The organism is Clostridium sp. CTA-19 (assembly GCF_054767855.1).
Window position 1 is genome coordinate 1 of record NZ_BAAABH010000016.1, and the last position, 17,987, is coordinate 17,987.

Sequence of the window (17,987 nt, forward strand, 5' to 3'; positions counted from 1 at the left end):
AAGAATTAGAGAACCCTTTTAAGGGTATAGTTAAGTAATCAGTCCACAATGGCTTGAATGAAATGAAAGCTAACACCATTTAGGTGTTGGAAGTAATACGCCCTTATAGGGCTTGAGCAAGCCACCCGTTTTACGGGTGGTTATGACTAAATCATAGCTTGCAACTTTTTCTAAAGTTGTTTGTAAATATGATAATATTATGCTAATATATATAAACATATGATAAAATGATATATGTTTTTTCTAAATTTCAAATTAACACAAATTTATAGGGAAACAAGCTATAATTTGAATTTAATTAATTAGGAGCTTGCATGACTTTTAGATTATTCAAGTTTTAAAATGAATAGTCAAAAAAGGTAACTTGGAACACTATAATAAATTAAATTTTTGAAAAAACTAAGGGGAATTTTATATATTAAGATTTGAAATAACGAACGGAGGAACTAAATTATGTCTAATTTACCAAATTGTCCAAAATGTAATTCAGAATACACTTATGAGGATGGAAGTCTTTTTGTTTGTCCAGAATGTGCTCATGAGTGGAATTTAGAATCAGAAAAAGAAAATAGTGAAGATATAAAAGTTGTAAAAGATGCAAATGGAAATATCTTAAATGATGGTGATACTGTAACTGTAATTAAAGACCTTAAAGTAAAAGGAGCATCATCATCTATAAAAATAGGTACAAAAGTAAAAAACATACGTTTAGTCGATGGGGATCATAACATTGATTGTAAAATAGATGGTTTTGGAGCTATGGAACTAAAATCTGAGTTTGTTAAAAAAGCATAATAAAATAAATAACTAAAAAACTATCTTAATATTAAGTATTAAAGCTTTATATTAAGGTAGTTTTTGTTTTGTAAAATTTTATAAATTCATATATTTAATGTATAATTATTATTAATATTTTAATTAAGGTGTAAGGGTATAGAATATGTTTAATATAATGATAGTTGAAGATAATGAACAAATACAAAATGAAATAGCAAATATTTTAAATATTAATGGGTATAAAGCAATTAAAGAAAGAGATTTTGATGAAATTCCTAAAGCAGTTAAAGAGAAAGATCCACATTTAATTTTATTGGATATCGGTTTACCTTATAATGATGGTTTTAAAATATGCACTGAAATACGTAATTTTTCAAAAGTACCAATTATATTTGTAACAAGTAGAAACACTGATGTTGATGAACTTATGAGTATTACTTTAGGCGGGGATGATTTTATAACAAAACCATATAATACTCAAATTTTATTAGCAAGAATAAATTCAATTTTAAAAAGAGCATATCCTAATGAAAGAAATATAGAAGTTATAGAGTACAAAGGTTTAAAGCTTAATATATTAACTAGTACTATAGAAAATGAAGAGAATAGCATTGAACTTACTAAAAATGAGTTTAAAATAATACATTGTTTATTAAACAGTAAAGGAAAGATAGTATCTAGGGTAGAAATTATGGAATATTTGTGGGAGAGTGCTTTATTTATAAGTGACAACACATTAACTGTTAATATGACAAGAATAAGAAACAAGCTTCAAGATATAGGGGTGAAAGATTTTATAAAAACTAAGAGGGGACAAGGATATATGGTATGAACTTAAATGATTATTTAAAAGAACGAATAGGTATACTGTTTTTAAATATTGTATTGCTTATGGTTTTAATAATATTTTTATTTAGCGTAGGAAATACTTTTGAAGTTATAAAAGTAATAATTACTATGTGGGTACTTATATGTATTTTTTTATTTTTATATGATTATAAAAGAAAAAAGTTATATTTTAATACTATATTAAAAGTAATTAATAGTTTAGATAAAAAATATTTAATTGGTGAGATTATAGAGGAACCTTGTGATATAGTAGGAAAATTTTATTATAATTTAATGAGAGAATCTAGTAAATCTATGCTAGAAGAAATAAATTTGAGCAAGTGTGTTCAAAAGGAGTATAAAGAATATATTGAAAAATGGATTCATGAAGTTAAAACACATATTTCTGCAATAAAGCTTATTGAAGAAAATAATAGAACTAAAAATTCTTCACTAGTATTGCATGAATTAGACAATATAGATAGATTTGTAGAACAAACTTTATTTTATGCAAGAAGTGAAGAGGTAGATAAAGATTATCTAATAAGGGAAATATCATTACAAAAATGCATAAATCAAGTTATTATAAGAAATAAGCAAATGTTTATATTAAATAACATAGAAGTTGAACTAAGTGGTGTGAATAAGAATGTTTATTGTGATAGTAAATGGTTGGAATTTATAATAAATCAAGTAATAGTAAACGCCATTAAATATAGAAATAAAAATTTACCAATAATAAAAGTATATACAAAAGATATAAGGCATGGACTTAAATTAATTATAGAGGATAATGGTATAGGCATTCCTCAAAATGAGATAAATCGTGTTTTTGAAAAAGGGTTCACAGGAGAAAAAGGAAGAAAAGGTAATAACTCTACAGGCATTGGATTATACTTGTGTAAAAAGCTAGCCTATAAATTAGGTTTAGATATATCAATAGAATCAAAAGTAAGTGAATATACAAGAGTAATTATAGTATTTCCACGAGGAAATTTTAGCTGTAATGAATTACTCCTATACTAATAGTATAGGAGTTTTTATGTTACAAAATTGTCATATATAAGTAATGTTAAATTTATTTATGATAGTAGAATTTTAGTTAAAATAATATAGAGGTGAAAATAATGGAAAAAATACTAGAAGTGAAACATATAGAAAAATATTATGGGAAAAGTGGTAATGTTGTTAAAGCTATTGATGATATAAGTTTTGATATTTCAAAGGGAGAATTTATTGGAGTTATGGGGCCTTCAGGATCAGGAAAAACTACATTGTTAAATACTATATCAACAATTGACGAGGTTAGTTCAGGCCATATTTATATAAATGGTGATGACATTACTAAAATAAATCAAAAAAATATAGCTAAATTTAGAAGAGAAAATTTAGGATTTATATTTCAAGAGTTTAATTTATTAGATACATTGAATATTCATGAAAATATAGCATTAGCTTTAACGATTAATAAATGTAAAAAAGATAACATAGATGAAAAAGTGAGAGATATTGCTACAAAATTAGGAATAGAAGATATACTTTTAAAATATCCTTATGAAGCATCCGGTGGACAAAAACAACGCTGTGCATGTGCTAGGGCATTAATAACTGATCCTAAATTAATTTTGGCTGATGAACCTACTGGAGCATTAGATTCAAGATCAGCACAACTGTTAATAGAAATGATTTCAAGTTTAAATAAAAATTTAGGGTCAACGATTTTGATGGTAACTCATGATTCTTTTACTGCAAGTTATTGTGATAGAATTTTATTTATTAAAGATGGAAAAATTTTTACTGAATTAATAAAAGGGGAAAGTAATAGAAAACAATTTTTCAATCAAATACTTGATGTTGTGGCATTACTTGGAGGAGATATAAGAGATGTACGCTAAGCTTGCAATAAATAATGGGAAACGCTCAATAAAAGATTACTTAATATATTTTATAACAATAACATTATGCGTAAGTTTATTCTATGCGTTTATGTCATTATCCAGTAGTGACTATGAATTTATAACTGAGGATTCTTATAATTTTGAAATGCTGACAGTAATATTAAAATATGTTACATATATAATTACAGCACTACTTATATTGCTTATAGGATATGTAAATAAATATATGATAAAAAGAAGGCAAAAAGAGTTTGCAACATATATATTATTAGGAGCAGAACAGAGAAATGTTGCAGTAATGTTTTTTATAGAAACATTATTTATAGGACTTATATCAGTTGGCATAGGAATTTTTATTGGTATGTTATTTTCTCAGGTAGTTACTGCATTAATATTAATAACAGCTAAACAACAACTTACATTTTCTCTTAGATTATATACAGACACTGTATTAATTACAGTTATATTCTTTTTAGCGATGTTTTGTATAATTGGTATTTTTAATATACGAAGTTTAAGTAAAGTTAAACTTATTGATATGATAAATGCTGAAAAAAGAATTGAATTTCAATTTAAAAGAGGAAAAACAGTTTATATATTGTTATTTATACTAGCTTGTGTATTTTATGTTATTTGTGGTTATTCAGTATATAAAATTTTAAAAGTTATACAGAATCCCAATAATATAAATGGATATGAAAAAATATATATGTTGGTAGGATTAATTACATTTATATTAGCGACATATGCTTTGTTTTATTCAATAGCATATATTATTATAATAGTTAAAAATCGATGGATAAATTTTAGATATGAAGGAACAAATTTATTTTTAATAGGATCTTTAGTATCAAAAATTAAAACAGCACCTATGTTAATGGCAACAACATCTATAACATTTTTAGGTGCAGCACTAAGTTTTACATTAACGTTATTATTATCTCAATGGAGTTTAGGGTATTTAGAATATAGAATTCCCTTTGATATAATTATAAACAGTAATTATGTTAAATTAAGAGATATTAATGATATTAAGATTCCCAATTATAAATCTTTAGAGTTATATTTAGAAAAACAGAACTATGGTGTTAAAGAGTGTTGTGAAGTTGAAAAATATTTTTTGAAAGAAGAAGATTTTTATATAAAAGATAAAACAAAAATGCCTATATTAGCTATTAAATTAAGTGATTTTAATAAGTTAAGAACTATGTTGGGATATGAAAAAATTACGCTTAAAGACAATGAATTTACTATACAATGTGCTAAAATGATTAATGATTTAGATATAGAAAAATATATACAAGAGAACAATGTAATTAATGCACATGGAAATAATTTAAAAATAAGTAGTCATGGTTATTATAAGGATTCAATAGGAGAAGGGATATATAGCTATTATAATGATATGCTGTTTATATTACCAGATAGTTATTGTGAAAAATTAACTTTAGCTAGTGTAGATTTCTTTGTAAACACCAATAAAAAGATTAGTTATGAAGAGGCATTGAATTTAGAAAATAAATATATTCCAAATTGGAGTAAAAATGAATATAAAGATATATTACAGGAGTATAATAATGGAGAGGTGTCACCTAATGTATCGATGACAAGAATAAAGGTTGCAGAGGTAAGTGAAATATTAAATGTAACATTGGCCATGAAAATTTTAGGAGTATATCTTGGAACAGTATTACTTATGATAAGCTTTACAGTACTTGCATTGCAGCAATTGATAGACTCAATAGAGCATAAAAGTAGATTTAATATTTTAAAGAAGCTTGGAATAGAAGAAAAAGAAGTAAATAAAATAATATTTAAACAAATATTATTTTACTTTTTACTTCCTATAATAGTATCTACTGTAGAATTTATAATATTTATATATTATTATATAAATATATTTTTAAATCAAATGAATGTATATATAGGGGATGAAGCTTTTGTTTTTAATATAGGAGTAGCATTTTTTATAATAATTATAATATATGCAAGTTATTTTTTATCAACTTATTATACGTTTAAAAGAAATATAAATGATATGAACAAAATAAAATAAATAACTAAAAAACTATCTTAATATTAAGTATTAAAGCTTTATATTAAGGTAGTTTTTGTTTTGTAAAATATTAATCTTAGATTTTTTTATTTGGAAAACAAATAAGTTTTAAAGTAAATGTAAGTATACTCTAGAATACAAAATATAACTTATATAAGCTCATCTTTATATTTTAGGGTTATAAAAATTCTTACATAAATTTATTTAAGTAGATTAGTGAGTGTAAAAATTTAAAAGTTTATAGAATATTAGAAAATTAACAATATTAATATTGAAAAATAACTTAATGGTATAATGTAGTAAAACAAATTGAAATTTTAGTGTGTTTATGGATTTTAAATTTTTAAATAGACAATATTAACTTTCGAGAGAAAAATAAATATTAGTTATATTAAATGTAGAGAATATATTAAAAGAGAAAAGTATGGTTAATGCTAAAAATTATTTTTCTATTAAAAAGAAAGGTAGGTGAATTTTTATATATGAGGTTAAGAAAAAGTTTGAATGGAGAAGTAATAAAGGCCATCAAAATTTGTATTGCAGGATTAATAGCTATATATCTTAGTAACATAGTGTGGTATGCAGAGGCATCTACTATGGCACTTACAATTTTTCTGCTTTTGGCATCTTATCCATCAGCCTCTAGTTCAAGAGGATACTTTAAAAAGAGGTTTTTAGCAAATGTATATGCATTTTTATTAACTGCTATAATGCATCCAATATTTAAAGGAAGTTTATATGGATTGCCTATTGTATTTTTTGTAATAATTGTTACATATGATAAGTTTAATTTGAATGGGAAAATTAGTGTAGTAAGTTGTGCAGCTGGTGCATTAATACTTTATATTAGTAGTGATATAGTTGGAATAGTTGGTAGATTTGTTTCTATATTGATAGGGGGTATCATTGCAATAATTGTAAATGAACTGATTTTACCAATAAATTTAGGCGATATAGTAGAAAGTTCTTTGATGAATATATCCAAAGATTTGTTGTTAAATATAGAGTCTTTAATAAATTCTAAAGGAGTATTTGAACAAAAATATGATAACTTTAAAACAAATTTACAAGAATTAAGTGTGAATTTAAAAACCTTAGAAAAAGACATTGATGTAATATCAGGTGGATTTCACTTAAAAAAATATAGTACTAAATTGAAAAAATATAATTATTTATATCAGGTAGATATGGCTGCAGATAATTATTTAAACACTCTTTTTAAATTTAATAAAGAAAATTTACACAGTAAAAAAAATGAACGAGAATACATAATTGAATTAACTGAAATAATATATAAAAAACATAAAAACATACTAGAAGATAAAGGTATAGGTGAGGTTATAAACATAAAAATAGATCCAAATAGACTAGATATGAGTAATAATACAAATATACTAATAATAAGCAGATTGATAGAATATTTAAATAAAATAAATACATATTATTAAAAGTGTATATTAATAAATAAAAAATAAATAGCTACCTCAATATATAATTTATTTATATGTTGAAGTAGCTATTTAAAATTTAAAAATATTATTTATAAAAAGCAAAAGCATTGCTAGCTAACATAGGATTATAATCATATGAACCTGCAACAATACCAAGATAAGCAGTTATTTCATGCTTACCATAAGTTTCTGATGGTAAAGAAAAAGAAACATTATCAGTTGGTCTATTAAGTTTAGTTTTATATGACAAAACTCCATTGTCATATACATATAATTGACAATTATATTCAGAAGTAGGTAGCTTTGCTGTAAATTGATTATTTGAGTAATTATATTGTAAATTTATTGATTTTTCTATTTTAGGATTAAAAAAACCTAAATCTATTTCATTACTCATAGAATATGCATCGAAATTTGGTGCACATATTCCAATAAAAGCTTTTATATTGTGATTGCCATAAGAATTAAGTTTAATAGGTAAATTTAATTCAGAGGTATTAGGGAGTATTTTACTCCTAAATATTTCACGGTTATTATCTAATATAATTAATGTAGAATTAAATTCTTCTTTACTAAATTTTATATTTAAATTAGCTTCTCCAGTTAATGCATCAACTGAATTGGAAAAAATTTTAAAATCTTCCTTTGCATTTATAAATGTATCTTTAGTAGGTAAAGATACGTTATAAGAAGTGTTAGTTTTTGCAACTGCTTTAGTTGGAATGATTACAATTGAAGAACCTATTAAAGAAATACATAATAATGCAACGATTGTTCTTTTTTTCATATTTAAACCCCTAATTAATATATAAATAAAATTACTTTTCGAGAAAATAATACAATTAATTCAATAAAATGTAAAATAATATTTGTATTTTAAATAGATGAAAGTATTGTATTATAATTTAAAATACAATATATGGTTACAAGTTAGCATTGAATATCATTGAATTTTTAGAAGATAATCAAACAATACAGGGAAAAGTCTATTAGTATATAAAGGGGTTTATGAATAAATAGCTTATATTTAAAAAGAAAAAAATACTCTGTAAGATATAGGGAAACAAGCTCGCATTTAAATTTATTCAATAGCTTTAAAATATTTTCATACAAAATATAGTGTTGAATTTGAAGTGTTTCCGAGCATATCTCACTATTTAATGTGTCCAAGTTTTGGAGCAAATAATTTTAAAAGTCAACTTGGAACCCTATAGATGATTAAAAAATCTATATTATGGAGTATTTTTATTTTGAATATGACATAATGGTGTCATATTTCATAGATTATACTTTAATAAAAAGTAGTTAAGGAGAAGAGTTTTTTATGAAGTATGAAATTGTTAACTTAGTTGAAAAACAGGTAGTAGGTTTAATAAAGGAAACCACTAATGAAAATGGTAGAGCTATTAAAGATATAGGGGAAATGTGGGGAAAATTTTTAGCAAAAGCATATTATGAAAAAATAAAAAATAGAAATAATAAAAAATTTATTGCAGTATATACAGATTACCAAGGGGATTTTACAAACCCTTATAATTTTTTAATTTGTTCTGAAGTTATTAAAAGTGATAATTTAGAATCCCCATTAGTAAGTAGAAAAATTCCAGGTGGGAAATATGCTAAATTTGTTATAAAAGGTGATGTTAAAAAATCAGTACAGGAATTTTGGAATGAACTGTGGCAAATGAATTTAGATAGAAAATATTCTTGTGATTTTGAGGAATATCAAAATAATAGCAATGATATGGAAAATCAAGAAATCCATATTTATATTTCTTTAAATTAAGGATGTATTATATAAAATTTTTTTCCTATAATATTTAATAAGAAATAAATTATTTATAGGATGGAGCATTATAAGTTATGAGTAAAAGTGTTAGAAGAGGATATGTACCAAAAGACGAAGAAGAGTTTAGTAAAAACAGTATTAATAAATTATATAAAGCAGGTGAGGACTTAAGATATCTTCTTAATAGAAGTTACAATATAAAAGGAAGTTCTACCTTTATAGGAAATCATTATTTGTTATCTGAAAGGCAAAGACTTTCAATAGTTAGGGGAATTTCTTCAGATAGGTCAGTAGAAAATAGAAAAGCAAAAGAAATAGCTATTAATAAATTAGAAGGTGAAATTGTAAATATTGATGGGTTTAATACAGTAATCACATTAGAAGTAGCATTATCTAATTCAGTAATATTAAATTGTATGGATGGCACAATAAGAGATTTAGCTGGGCTTCGTGGTACATATAAAATTATAGATAAAAGTGAATTAGCAATTAAACTTATTGGAAATATATTAGAGAAATATAAAATAAAAAAAGCTATTTTCTATTTAGACTCACCGGTTTCAAATTCAGGAAGATTAAAACTTAAAATATTAGAACTACTAAGGGATTATAATTTTCAGGTTGAAGCGAAAACAATCAATAATGTTGATACTGTATTAGAATCATTAGATTGCGTTATAACTAGTGATGCTATTATTTTAGATAAGTGTGATAGTTGGATTAATTTAAATAAGGAAATTATAAAAAATAATATGTTAAATACTATGTATGTTGATTTTGAAACTAATTTAAAAAATAATCATATATTATAATAGTAGTAGATGGATTTATATAAGGCATAATCAAATAAATAATAGACCAAATATGCTTCGAATCTTTGGTCTTTTATTTTTTTTCATATCCCTAAATCAAAATATTCTACTATAAAGGATGGGTATAATGAATTTAGCTAAGGATTTATGCTTTAATGGTGAAATAGTAACTCCAAACAATATTAATTATAATGAAGATAGACAAGTTTGGAATAGAGCAATACAAAGATATCCAATAGCTATATTATATTGTATAAATAGAAATGATGTTATATTTGCTTTGAAATTTTGTGTTAAAAATAACTTTAAATTTAGAATTAGATCTGGTGGACACAATTACGAAGGATTTTCAATTGGTGATTGTGCAATAGTAATTGATATTAGTAGAATGAAAAAAATAAGTATAGATGAATGCAGTAATACTGTGACAATAGAAGCAGGTGTACAAAATAGAGAGCTTTATGAATTCTTAGGATTAAGGGGTTACCCATTTCCAGGAGGAACATGTCCCACTGTTGGGGTAGCTGGTTATGCATTAGGCGGAGGCTGGGGATTATCCTGTAGATTATTTGGATTAGGTACTGATAGTTTAGTGGAAGTGGAACTTGTAGACTATAAAGGAAAAGTAATTATTGCTAACAAGAATTGCAATAGGGATTTATTTTGGGCATTAAGAGGTGCCGGTGATGGAAATTTTGGGGTAGTAACATCATTAACCTTTAAATTACCACCTAAGATAAATAAGGTTACGTTATTTACAATATATTATCCAAAAAATACGGCATTAGAACAGGCAAATATTATGGATGTGTTTCAAAAAGTATATCAAAATTTAGATAGGAGAGTAAACATGAGGGCTAGTTTTTATAATTCTTCTGAAGAAGGAATAGCATCATATTTCTTTGGATTGTTCTATGGAACAGAGGAAGAATTAAAAATAATATTAAAGCCATTTCTAGTTTTACCAAAAGCTATAGCTAATTTTGAGTATACAACATTTATAAATGCTATAAGGCAAGTAGGCACTAATTATCCTGACAGTGAGAAATTTAAATCTACAGGTAGATTTGTAAACAGGTTATATTCAAAAGAAGAATTATTAAAATTAGCATTATCTCTTCAAGAAAGAGCAAAAGGTTCAGTTTATGCTGCAATTACTTTTTATGGGTTAGGAGGAGCTGTTAAAGACAAAGGAAAGCATGAGACAGCTTTTTATTATAGAGATGCTAATTATATTATGGGAATACAGTCAGTCTGGGAGAATCCAATTTATGCAGAAGAAAATAAAATATGGGTTGCCTCTAGATTAAGTTATATAAAAACTATAACGGAAGGTTTTTTTGTTAATTTCCCATATAGTCCATTAAAAAATTATGAAAAAGAATATTATGGTGGAAATGCATGTGAATTAAGGGTTGTAAAAAGAAAATATGATCCTTGTAATATATTTAATTTTCCACAGTCAATAAGATAAGAATTCTTTAAAATGATTTAATAGGTTTTATAAAAGCAGTTTTAAATCAATAAAGATATTAAGCATTAATTTTTAAATTTAACAAAACTCTTACTTGTATTAAATATGCAGGTAAGGGTTTTTTATTTTTATAAACATTGCTTAAAAATATAAAAAATTATATTTACGTAATATTTATGTAACAAAACAATGATAAAAATATTTTGTTACATAAAATCAGGAGGTGAAACATGGTATTTTCAAATACATTATTCATTTATCTATTTTTACCACTAAATCTATTAATTTATTTTTTGGTAAAGGATATAAAAGCTAAAAATATAACACTATTAGTATTTTCTCTTATTTTTTATTCATGGGGTGAACCTAAATGGATAATATTACTTTTATTCACATCTATAATAAACTATTACGCAGGAATTTTTATTGAAAAAAATAAGGATACAAAGGAATCTAAAAAATGGTTAATATACTCTATAATAATAAACTTATGTTCATTATTAATTTTTAAATATACTGCATTTATTTTTGAAAATATAAATGAATTATTTAATCTTGCAATAAAGATACCTGACATACCCTTTCCTTTAGGAATATCTTTTTATACATTTCATGTTATTTCCTATACAGTAGATGTGTATAAAGGTCATGTAAAGGCTCAAAAAAGTTACTATAAGTTTTTACTATATATATCATTATATCCTCAATTAGTAGCAGGTCCAATAGTTAGATATTCTCAAGTAGAGGATGAAATAGACTATAGAGAAAGCTCTATAGCTAACATAAATGATGGTATAAATAGATTTATAGTAGGACTTGGAAAAAAAGTTTTGATTGCAAATGTAGCAGGTAAGTTAGTAGAGCAATATATGAATTCAAATTTATATGATTTAACAGTAGTAGGGGCTTGGCTTGGAATTGTAATGTTTACTATTCAAATGTACTTTGATTTTTCAGGATATTCAGATATGGCAATAGGTCTTGGAAAAATATTTGGATTTAAATATTTAGAAAATTTTAATTATCCATATATATCAAAGTCAGCAACAGAATTTTGGCGAAGGTGGCATATTTCTTTAGGTAGCTTCTTTAGGGATTATGTTTATATTCCCTTAGGTGGAAACAAGAAAAATATGGTTGCTAATTTATTTATTGTTTGGCTTTTAACAGGTATATGGCATGGCGCAAGTTGGAACTTTATCGTTTGGGGATTATATTTTGGAATAATAATATATTTTGAGAAAAAATTCATATTAAAAATACTAAATAGAATACCTAAAATAGTTAGTCACATATATCTTTTGATAGTTATTGTTATTGGTTGGACAATATTTTATTTTACAAACTTAACAGATAGCATTAAATATTTAAGAATAATGTTTGGATTAAGCAATAATTCAATTATTAATACTGAGACGAAACTAGAAATTGTTAATAATATATTTTGGATTATATTAGCGTTAATAGGAACAACTCCTATACTTCCCTATATAAAAAGAAAAATATTAGAAAAAGATAGAGAATATATCCTAACAATATTAGTTGTAATAATTAATGTAATGATACTAATTTTATCAACAGCTATGCTAATTGGAGATAGTTATAATCCTTTCTTATATTTTAGGTTTTAAGGAGGAAAAAATGAAATTTGATTGTGAAAAAGAAAATGAAAGAAAAAATAAAATAATAAAAAAGATGCAATTAATAAATATTTTTGTATTTGCATTAATAATATTAACATTATCCTTATGTTCAATAATAATGCCTAAAAAAACTATATCAGAAGATGAAAAAAGAGCTTTAACAAAATACCCAAAGTTTTCTTTAGAGGAAATTATGAAAGGAAAATATTTTTCACAGATAGAGAGTTTTTATAATGATACTTTTCCATTTAGGGATAAGTTATTATCAATTGATTCCTATGTTGATAGTTTAAAGGGACTTAGAGAAGGAGAAGAAGAAATAAAATTATATAAATAAAAATGAAAAAGATAGGAGAATAAATTATGAGTAAAAACATAAGAAAAATAATAGCTGTTACATTGGTAGCTATATCAGTTACTTCATTAGTAGCTTGTGGAAATAAAGAAAAGGTAGAAAAAACAGGACAAAGTAATAAAATAGCAGATTCAAAAAAGGAAGATACAAAAAATACTTCAAAGGATGATTCACAAAAAGGAGATGAAATTGCAGAAAAATCTGGTTCAATTGTGACTTTAGGTGATATGGCCTTAGAGATTTTTGGTGGTAGTAAGGAAGAAAGTGAAAAATACATAAATACAATTTCAAAACATGCTAAGAATTTAGGAAATGATGTACAAGTATATAATATGGTTGTTCCAACTCATGTTGAGTTTGCACTTCCAAGTAAATATAAGGATATGAGCAATTCTGAAAAAGAGTCCATAGATAATATTTATAAGGGCATGGACAAAAATGTAAAAACTATAGATGCTTATAGTGAATTAGAAAAACATAAAGATGAGTACATATATTTTAACACAGATCATCATTGGACATCTCTAGGAGCATATTATGCGTATACATCATTTGCTAAAGAAGCAGGATTTACTCCAATAAACCTGAAAGAATATGAAAAGTTCACAGTAGATGGATTTTTAGGAACATTGTATGCTCAAACTAAAGATAATAAACTAAAAAACAACCCAGATACGGTAGATTATTATAAAATACCTTATGATTATCAAGTTTATAGATATGAAGAAAATGATATGGACAACCCGTTAAAAAGTAGTCTATATGCAGATTATGCAGAAGGAGTAAATGCATATTCAGTATTTTTGCATGGTGATTTTCCAGAAATAAAAATTGAAAATAAGAATGCAAAAAGTGATAAAAAAATAGTAGTAGTAAAAGAGTCTTATGGTAATGCATTTGTACCATTTTTGGTTCCAGATTATAAAGAAGTAATAGTTATAGATTCTCGTTATTATGATGGAAGTTTAAATCAGTTAGTTAAGGATAATGGTATAAATCAAGTACTATTTATTAATAATGTTTTTGCAGCTAACACAGAAACTTTAATTAATACCATAGATGGATTAAACAAGTAGATTAATAATGTAGAAATTCAATTAAGACTATATTAAAAAATATTTTTTAATATAGTCTTTTTATTTTTAGTTTAAAACAGTGAAAGTATATATAATAAACCTATTGTATTGATTTAAATTATAAAGCAAGTCATAATTTAAGTATAAATATGGGGAGAATAGGTATAAAATATGAATAATATGGTAAATGTGGGAAATATAAAAAAGAGGTTAATATTAAATATAATACTTCTAATATTAGGAATAGCAATAGTGTCTTTTCTAATATTAAGTGATTTTGAAAGTTCATTGTTGCTTAGTTTAAGTTTTACATGGATTTTTATCAATCCATTTAGAATTAAAAATGATATATCAATTTTAAAGAAAAATAAAAAATAGAATACAGTGGTTTTAATAGTAGTTACAATTGGAGGGAAGTTTATGGATAAAAAATATAATTTATATCAAATTGATTCATTTACAAAAGAAAAGTTTGCAGGAAATCCAGCTGGAGTCATAACCAATGCTGATGGATTAACAGAAAATGATATGAAAAAAATAGCTAGGGAACTTAACAATTCTGAGACAGCATTTATATTTTCTTCAAATGATAATGATTTTGATGTTCACATAAGATTTTTTACGCCAACAAATGAAGTTCCAATATGCGGACATGCAACTATAGCAGCCCATTATGCACGTGCTATTGAAAATAAACTTGTTCCTTCAAGGGTTTATCAAAAAACTGGTGCTGGGATTTTACCAGTTGATATAGTAAGTGAAAATGATGATTATAAAGTTATTATGACACAAGGAAAGATTGAATTTGGGGATATTATTAATGGAGAAAATAAGAAAAAGCTTATAAAAGCACTTAATATTAATAATTATGATTTAATAGAATTTTATCCAATACAAATTGTTTCAACAGGACATTCAAAAGTTATGATTGGTATAAAAAGCATTTACACATTAAATAACATGAAACCTAATTATAATGAGTTAGTTAAATTAAGTAACATTATAAAATGTAATGGATATTATGTTTTTACAATTAATCCTGAAGAAAAAGATATTTTGATACATGGTAGGATGTTTGCACCAGCAATAGGAATTAACGAGGATCCAGTAACAGGAAATGCAAATGGTCCATTAGGAGCATATCTTGTTTATAATAATTTTGTTAAACATAATAATAAGGTATTTAAATTTAAAGCAAAGCAGGGTGAAGCAATAGGTCGACCTGGCGTTATAGAGGTTGAAGTAAAAATAGAATATAAAAATCCAGTAGAAGTTAAAATTTCAGGAAATGCTGTTATTACATTTAAGTCAGAATTAAGTTTATAGTTATTTTCATCAATATGCAGTATTGAATTTTAAGTGATTCGGAGCATGGCTCACTATTTTAGGTATCCAAGTTTTGAAATGAATAATTTTAAAGGGGAACTCGGAACAATAGTTTGATATACAAGCTTAAAAATTATAACATTCACTTTGTATATATTATTTTACAAATGGAACACTAAAAATGAGGTGATTCTATGAAATCGGTATGGAGTGAAAGTTGTAAATTTAAAAGAAGAGAAGTTCTAGAAAAAGATATAAAAACTGATATTTTAATTATTGGTGCTGGAATAGCAGGAATATTAACAGCATATATGTTAAAGCAAGAAGGTAGAGATGTGGTTTTAATTGATGCAGCTGAAGTAGTAAGTGGAAACACAAAAAATACTACTGCAAAAATAACATCCCAACATCGCTTAATTTATAATAAATTAATATCAGAATTTGGTGAAGAAAAGGCTAAGCAATATGCAAAGGCAAACGAACTTGCTATAAAAAGGTATAAAGAAATTATAGAAGAAAGGAAAATAGATTGTGACTTTGAAGAAAAGTCAGCATATGCGTATTCTCTAAATGAAATAGATGGTCTTAAAGAAGAGGTAGAAGCGGCTAATAAACTTGGTATTAATGCAGAGTTTGTAGAAGAAACTAAACTTCCTTTTAAAGTTGATGGAACTATTAAATTTAATAATCAAGCGCAGTTTAATCCACTTAAATTTTTAAAGGACATTTCAAAGGATTTAATTATCTATGAAAATACTAGGGCATTAGAAATTAAAGAAAATTTGGTAATTACAAATAGAGGGGATATAACTGCAAATAATATAGTGGTAGCAACACATTATCCAATAATGAATGTACCTGGATATTATTTTTTAAAAATGCATCAAGAAAGATCTTATGTTTTAGCTTTAGAAAACGCAAGTGATGTTGAGGGTATGTATATAGATATTAATAAAGATGGATATTCCTTTAGAAATTATAAGGATTTACTATTATTAGGAGGTATAGGGCAAAGGACAGGAGAAAATGAAATTGGTGGAAGTTATGATGAATTAAGAAGAATTGCAAAAGAATTATATCCAGAGTCAAAAGAAAAGTATCATTGGTCAGCCCAAGATTGTATAACTGTTGATGGAATACCTTATATAGGAAGATATTCTGATGAAACACCTAATATATATGTTGCTACAGGATTTAATAAATGGGGAATGACAAGCTCTATGGTGTCAGCTATGATAATTTCAGATATGATATTAGAAAAAGAAAACGATTTTTCAGAAATATTTTCTCCTAAAAGATTTGATTTGTTATCATCAATAAACAATATTACTAAAGATATAGGTGAAACAGCTAAAAATTTCATTGCACAAAAAATATATACTCCAAGCAGTAGGATAGAACATATTAAGAATGGTCATGCTGGAATTGTTGAATATAATGGAGAAAAGGTTGGGGTTTACAAAAACAATGATGGAAAAGAATTTGTAGTGTCAACAAAATGTGCTCACTTAGGATGTCAACTTCATTGGAATGCAGATGAATTAACATGGGATTGTCCATGTCATGGATCAAGATTTGATTATAAAGGAAGATTAATAGGAAGTCCTGCCACTAAAAATCTTGTAGATGATTAAGTAAAGTTAGATATAAATAAGCAAAACACAGAATACTTCTATTCTGTGTTTTTATTATAAATTAAAAGTATATAAAGCTTGTTTCGTTAATATGTATTTAATGGTACAATTTTTATACAGTAATGTTTATTTATTACTTAAATATAAAAAATAAGAAATAAAAATGGGATAAAATTGGGGGTAAAAAGAATTATGGATACTTATAAGATTATTGAAATTAAACAAAGTGTTTTTGAAGACAATGACAAACAGGCTGAGCTACTTAGAAAGGAATTAAAAAAAGATAAAACTTTCTTATTAAATTTAATGTCATCACCAGGTTCAGGAAAAACTACAACTGTTGTAAAGACTATTGATGTTTTAAAAGATGAGATGAAAATTGGTATTTTGGAAGCAGATATTGATTCAGATGTAGATGCTAACACAGTATCTAAGACCGGCGCAAAAGTGATTCAATTACACACCGGTGGAATGTGTCATTTAGATGCAGATATGACTAAACAAGGATTAGAAGGATTAGGAACTGAAGATATTGATTTTGCAATATTAGAGAATGTAGGAAATTTAGTATGTCCAGCAGAATTTGATACTGGTGCATCAAAAAACGCTATGATTTTAAGTATTCCTGAAGGTGATGATAAACCATTAAAATATCCACTTATGTTTTCAATTGTTGATGTTTTGTTAATCAATAAAATTGATGCTATGGATTATTTTGATTTTGATTTAGAAAAAGTTAAAAAATGTGCATTGAAATTAAATCCAAATATAAAAATTATTCCTATATCTGCTAAAACAGGAGAAGGAATTGATAAGTGGGTTGATTGGATACGTACTGAAGTGAAAAATTGGAAAGAAAAATAGGAAT

General features: G+C 25.3%; 17 protein-coding genes. 16 read left to right on the forward strand and 1 reads right to left on the reverse strand.

Going from position 1 to position 17,987, the window contains the following annotated elements; translation table 11 throughout:
* The first annotated feature begins 453 nt into the window (after positions 1-453).
* The 6 genes from ACYUE0_RS10035 (at position 454) to ACYUE0_RS10060 (ending at position 7,007) form a co-directional block, all read left to right on the forward strand.
* Positions 454-795 carry a zinc ribbon domain-containing protein YjdM gene (locus ACYUE0_RS10035; protein WP_460270423.1) on the forward strand — a complete coding sequence of 114 codons (342 nt, stop codon included), beginning with the start codon at positions 454-456 and terminating at the stop codon, positions 793-795.
* 145 nt (positions 796-940) lie between these two features.
* Complete coding sequence (locus tag ACYUE0_RS10040; protein ID WP_061994192.1) at positions 941-1,609, forward strand: response regulator transcription factor; 669 nt, start codon at positions 941-943, stop codon at positions 1,607-1,609.
* Complete coding sequence (locus tag ACYUE0_RS10045; RefSeq protein WP_460270424.1) at positions 1,606-2,631, forward strand: sensor histidine kinase; 1,026 nt, start codon at positions 1,606-1,608, stop codon at positions 2,629-2,631. The genes ACYUE0_RS10040 and ACYUE0_RS10045 overlap by 4 nt, the downstream gene beginning before the upstream one ends.
* Positions 2,632-2,732: 101 nt before the next feature.
* Positions 2,733-3,500 carry an ABC transporter ATP-binding protein gene (locus ACYUE0_RS10050; RefSeq protein WP_061994190.1) on the forward strand — a complete coding sequence of 256 codons (768 nt, stop codon included), beginning with the start codon at positions 2,733-2,735 and terminating at the stop codon, positions 3,498-3,500.
* Entirely contained in the window at positions 3,490-5,559 is a 2,070-nt protein-coding gene (locus ACYUE0_RS10055; RefSeq protein ID WP_460270425.1) for an ABC transporter permease, read from the forward strand. Before ACYUE0_RS10050 ends, ACYUE0_RS10055 begins: the two co-directional genes overlap by 11 nt.
* Positions 5,560-6,041: 482 nt before the next feature.
* A complete protein-coding gene (locus ACYUE0_RS10060; RefSeq protein WP_460270427.1) occupies positions 6,042-7,007 on the forward strand; it encodes an aromatic acid exporter family protein in 966 nt (321 codons plus the stop codon).
* Between the two features lie 88 nt (positions 7,008-7,095).
* Here the strand turns inward: ACYUE0_RS10060 and ACYUE0_RS10065 are convergent, their stop codons facing one another.
* Entirely contained in the window at positions 7,096-7,797 is a 702-nt protein-coding gene (locus ACYUE0_RS10065; RefSeq protein ID WP_460270428.1) for a hypothetical protein, read from the reverse strand.
* 537 nt (positions 7,798-8,334) lie between these two features.
* Between ACYUE0_RS10065 and ACYUE0_RS10070 the strand changes: the two genes are divergently transcribed.
* From ACYUE0_RS10070 to hypB, 10 genes are all read left to right on the forward strand, one after another.
* Positions 8,335-8,796: a GyrI-like domain-containing protein gene (locus ACYUE0_RS10070; RefSeq protein WP_460270429.1), complete on the forward strand. Its 462-nt coding sequence runs from the start codon at positions 8,335-8,337 to the stop codon at positions 8,794-8,796.
* 77 nt (positions 8,797-8,873) lie between these two features.
* Positions 8,874-9,611 (forward strand): DUF434 domain-containing protein, encoded by a 738-nt coding sequence (locus ACYUE0_RS10075; RefSeq protein WP_460270430.1) that lies wholly within the window; start codon positions 8,874-8,876, stop codon positions 9,609-9,611.
* A gap of 127 nt (positions 9,612-9,738) precedes the next feature.
* Complete coding sequence (locus tag ACYUE0_RS10080; RefSeq protein WP_460270432.1) at positions 9,739-11,085, forward strand: FAD-dependent oxidoreductase; 1,347 nt, start codon at positions 9,739-9,741, stop codon at positions 11,083-11,085.
* 230 nt (positions 11,086-11,315) lie between these two features.
* The gene (locus tag ACYUE0_RS10085) at positions 11,316-12,716 is read left to right on the forward strand and encodes an MBOAT family O-acyltransferase (RefSeq protein ID WP_460270433.1); all 1,401 of its coding nucleotides are present in this window, start codon (positions 11,316-11,318) and stop codon (positions 12,714-12,716) included.
* A gap of 10 nt (positions 12,717-12,726) precedes the next feature.
* On the forward strand, positions 12,727-13,065 hold the full coding sequence (locus ACYUE0_RS10090; RefSeq protein ID WP_460270434.1) for a DHHW family protein: 339 nt from the start codon (positions 12,727-12,729) through the stop codon (positions 13,063-13,065).
* A gap of 26 nt (positions 13,066-13,091) precedes the next feature.
* On the forward strand, positions 13,092-14,159 hold the full coding sequence (locus ACYUE0_RS10095) for a DHHW family protein (protein ID WP_460270435.1): 1,068 nt from the start codon (positions 13,092-13,094) through the stop codon (positions 14,157-14,159).
* A gap of 171 nt (positions 14,160-14,330) precedes the next feature.
* Entirely contained in the window at positions 14,331-14,537 is a 207-nt protein-coding gene (locus ACYUE0_RS10100) for a hypothetical protein (RefSeq protein ID WP_460270436.1), read from the forward strand.
* A 42-nt stretch (positions 14,538-14,579) separates the two neighbouring features.
* Positions 14,580-15,485, forward strand: coding sequence for a PhzF family isomerase (locus ACYUE0_RS10105; RefSeq protein WP_460270437.1), 906 nt, complete (start codon positions 14,580-14,582; stop codon positions 15,483-15,485).
* A gap of 194 nt (positions 15,486-15,679) precedes the next feature.
* A complete protein-coding gene (locus tag ACYUE0_RS10110) occupies positions 15,680-17,119 on the forward strand; it encodes an FAD-dependent oxidoreductase (RefSeq protein WP_460270438.1) in 1,440 nt (479 codons plus the stop codon).
* 192 nt (positions 17,120-17,311) lie between these two features.
* Positions 17,312-17,983 (forward strand): hydrogenase nickel incorporation protein HypB, encoded by a 672-nt coding sequence (gene hypB, locus ACYUE0_RS10115; protein WP_199869030.1) that lies wholly within the window; start codon positions 17,312-17,314, stop codon positions 17,981-17,983.
* The last annotated feature ends 4 nt before the right edge of the window (positions 17,984-17,987 follow it).

Excerpts from the sequence above, each read along its gene's own strand:
- hypB (WP_199869030.1), top strand. The coding sequence starts at position 17,312 with ATGGATACTTATAAGATTATTGAAATTAAACAAAGTGTTTTTGAAGAC.
- ACYUE0_RS10060 (WP_460270427.1), top strand. The coding sequence starts at position 6,042 with ATGAGGTTAAGAAAAAGTTTGAATGGAGAAGTAATAAAGGCCATCAAA.
- ACYUE0_RS10035 (WP_460270423.1), top strand. The coding sequence starts at position 454 with ATGTCTAATTTACCAAATTGTCCAAAATGTAATTCAGAATACACTTAT.
- ACYUE0_RS10090 (WP_460270434.1), top strand. The coding sequence starts at position 12,727 with ATGAAATTTGATTGTGAAAAAGAAAATGAAAGAAAAAATAAAATAATA.
- ACYUE0_RS10065 (WP_460270428.1), bottom strand. The coding sequence starts at position 7,797 with ATGAAAAAAAGAACAATCGTTGCATTATTATGTATTTCTTTAATAGGT.
- ACYUE0_RS10045 (WP_460270424.1), top strand. The coding sequence starts at position 1,606 with ATGAACTTAAATGATTATTTAAAAGAACGAATAGGTATACTGTTTTTA.
- ACYUE0_RS10075 (WP_460270430.1), top strand. The coding sequence starts at position 8,874 with ATGAGTAAAAGTGTTAGAAGAGGATATGTACCAAAAGACGAAGAAGAG.
- ACYUE0_RS10110 (WP_460270438.1), top strand. The coding sequence starts at position 15,680 with ATGAAATCGGTATGGAGTGAAAGTTGTAAATTTAAAAGAAGAGAAGTT.
- ACYUE0_RS10040 (WP_061994192.1), top strand. The coding sequence starts at position 941 with ATGTTTAATATAATGATAGTTGAAGATAATGAACAAATACAAAATGAA.
- ACYUE0_RS10105 (WP_460270437.1), top strand. The coding sequence starts at position 14,580 with ATGGATAAAAAATATAATTTATATCAAATTGATTCATTTACAAAAGAA.
- ACYUE0_RS10080 (WP_460270432.1), top strand. The coding sequence starts at position 9,739 with ATGAATTTAGCTAAGGATTTATGCTTTAATGGTGAAATAGTAACTCCA.
- ACYUE0_RS10085 (WP_460270433.1), top strand. The coding sequence starts at position 11,316 with ATGGTATTTTCAAATACATTATTCATTTATCTATTTTTACCACTAAAT.
- ACYUE0_RS10095 (WP_460270435.1), top strand. The coding sequence starts at position 13,092 with ATGAGTAAAAACATAAGAAAAATAATAGCTGTTACATTGGTAGCTATA.
- ACYUE0_RS10050 (WP_061994190.1), top strand. The coding sequence starts at position 2,733 with ATGGAAAAAATACTAGAAGTGAAACATATAGAAAAATATTATGGGAAA.
- ACYUE0_RS10100 (WP_460270436.1), top strand. The coding sequence starts at position 14,331 with ATGAATAATATGGTAAATGTGGGAAATATAAAAAAGAGGTTAATATTA.
- ACYUE0_RS10055 (WP_460270425.1), top strand. The coding sequence starts at position 3,490 with ATGTACGCTAAGCTTGCAATAAATAATGGGAAACGCTCAATAAAAGAT.
- ACYUE0_RS10070 (WP_460270429.1), top strand. The coding sequence starts at position 8,335 with ATGAAGTATGAAATTGTTAACTTAGTTGAAAAACAGGTAGTAGGTTTA.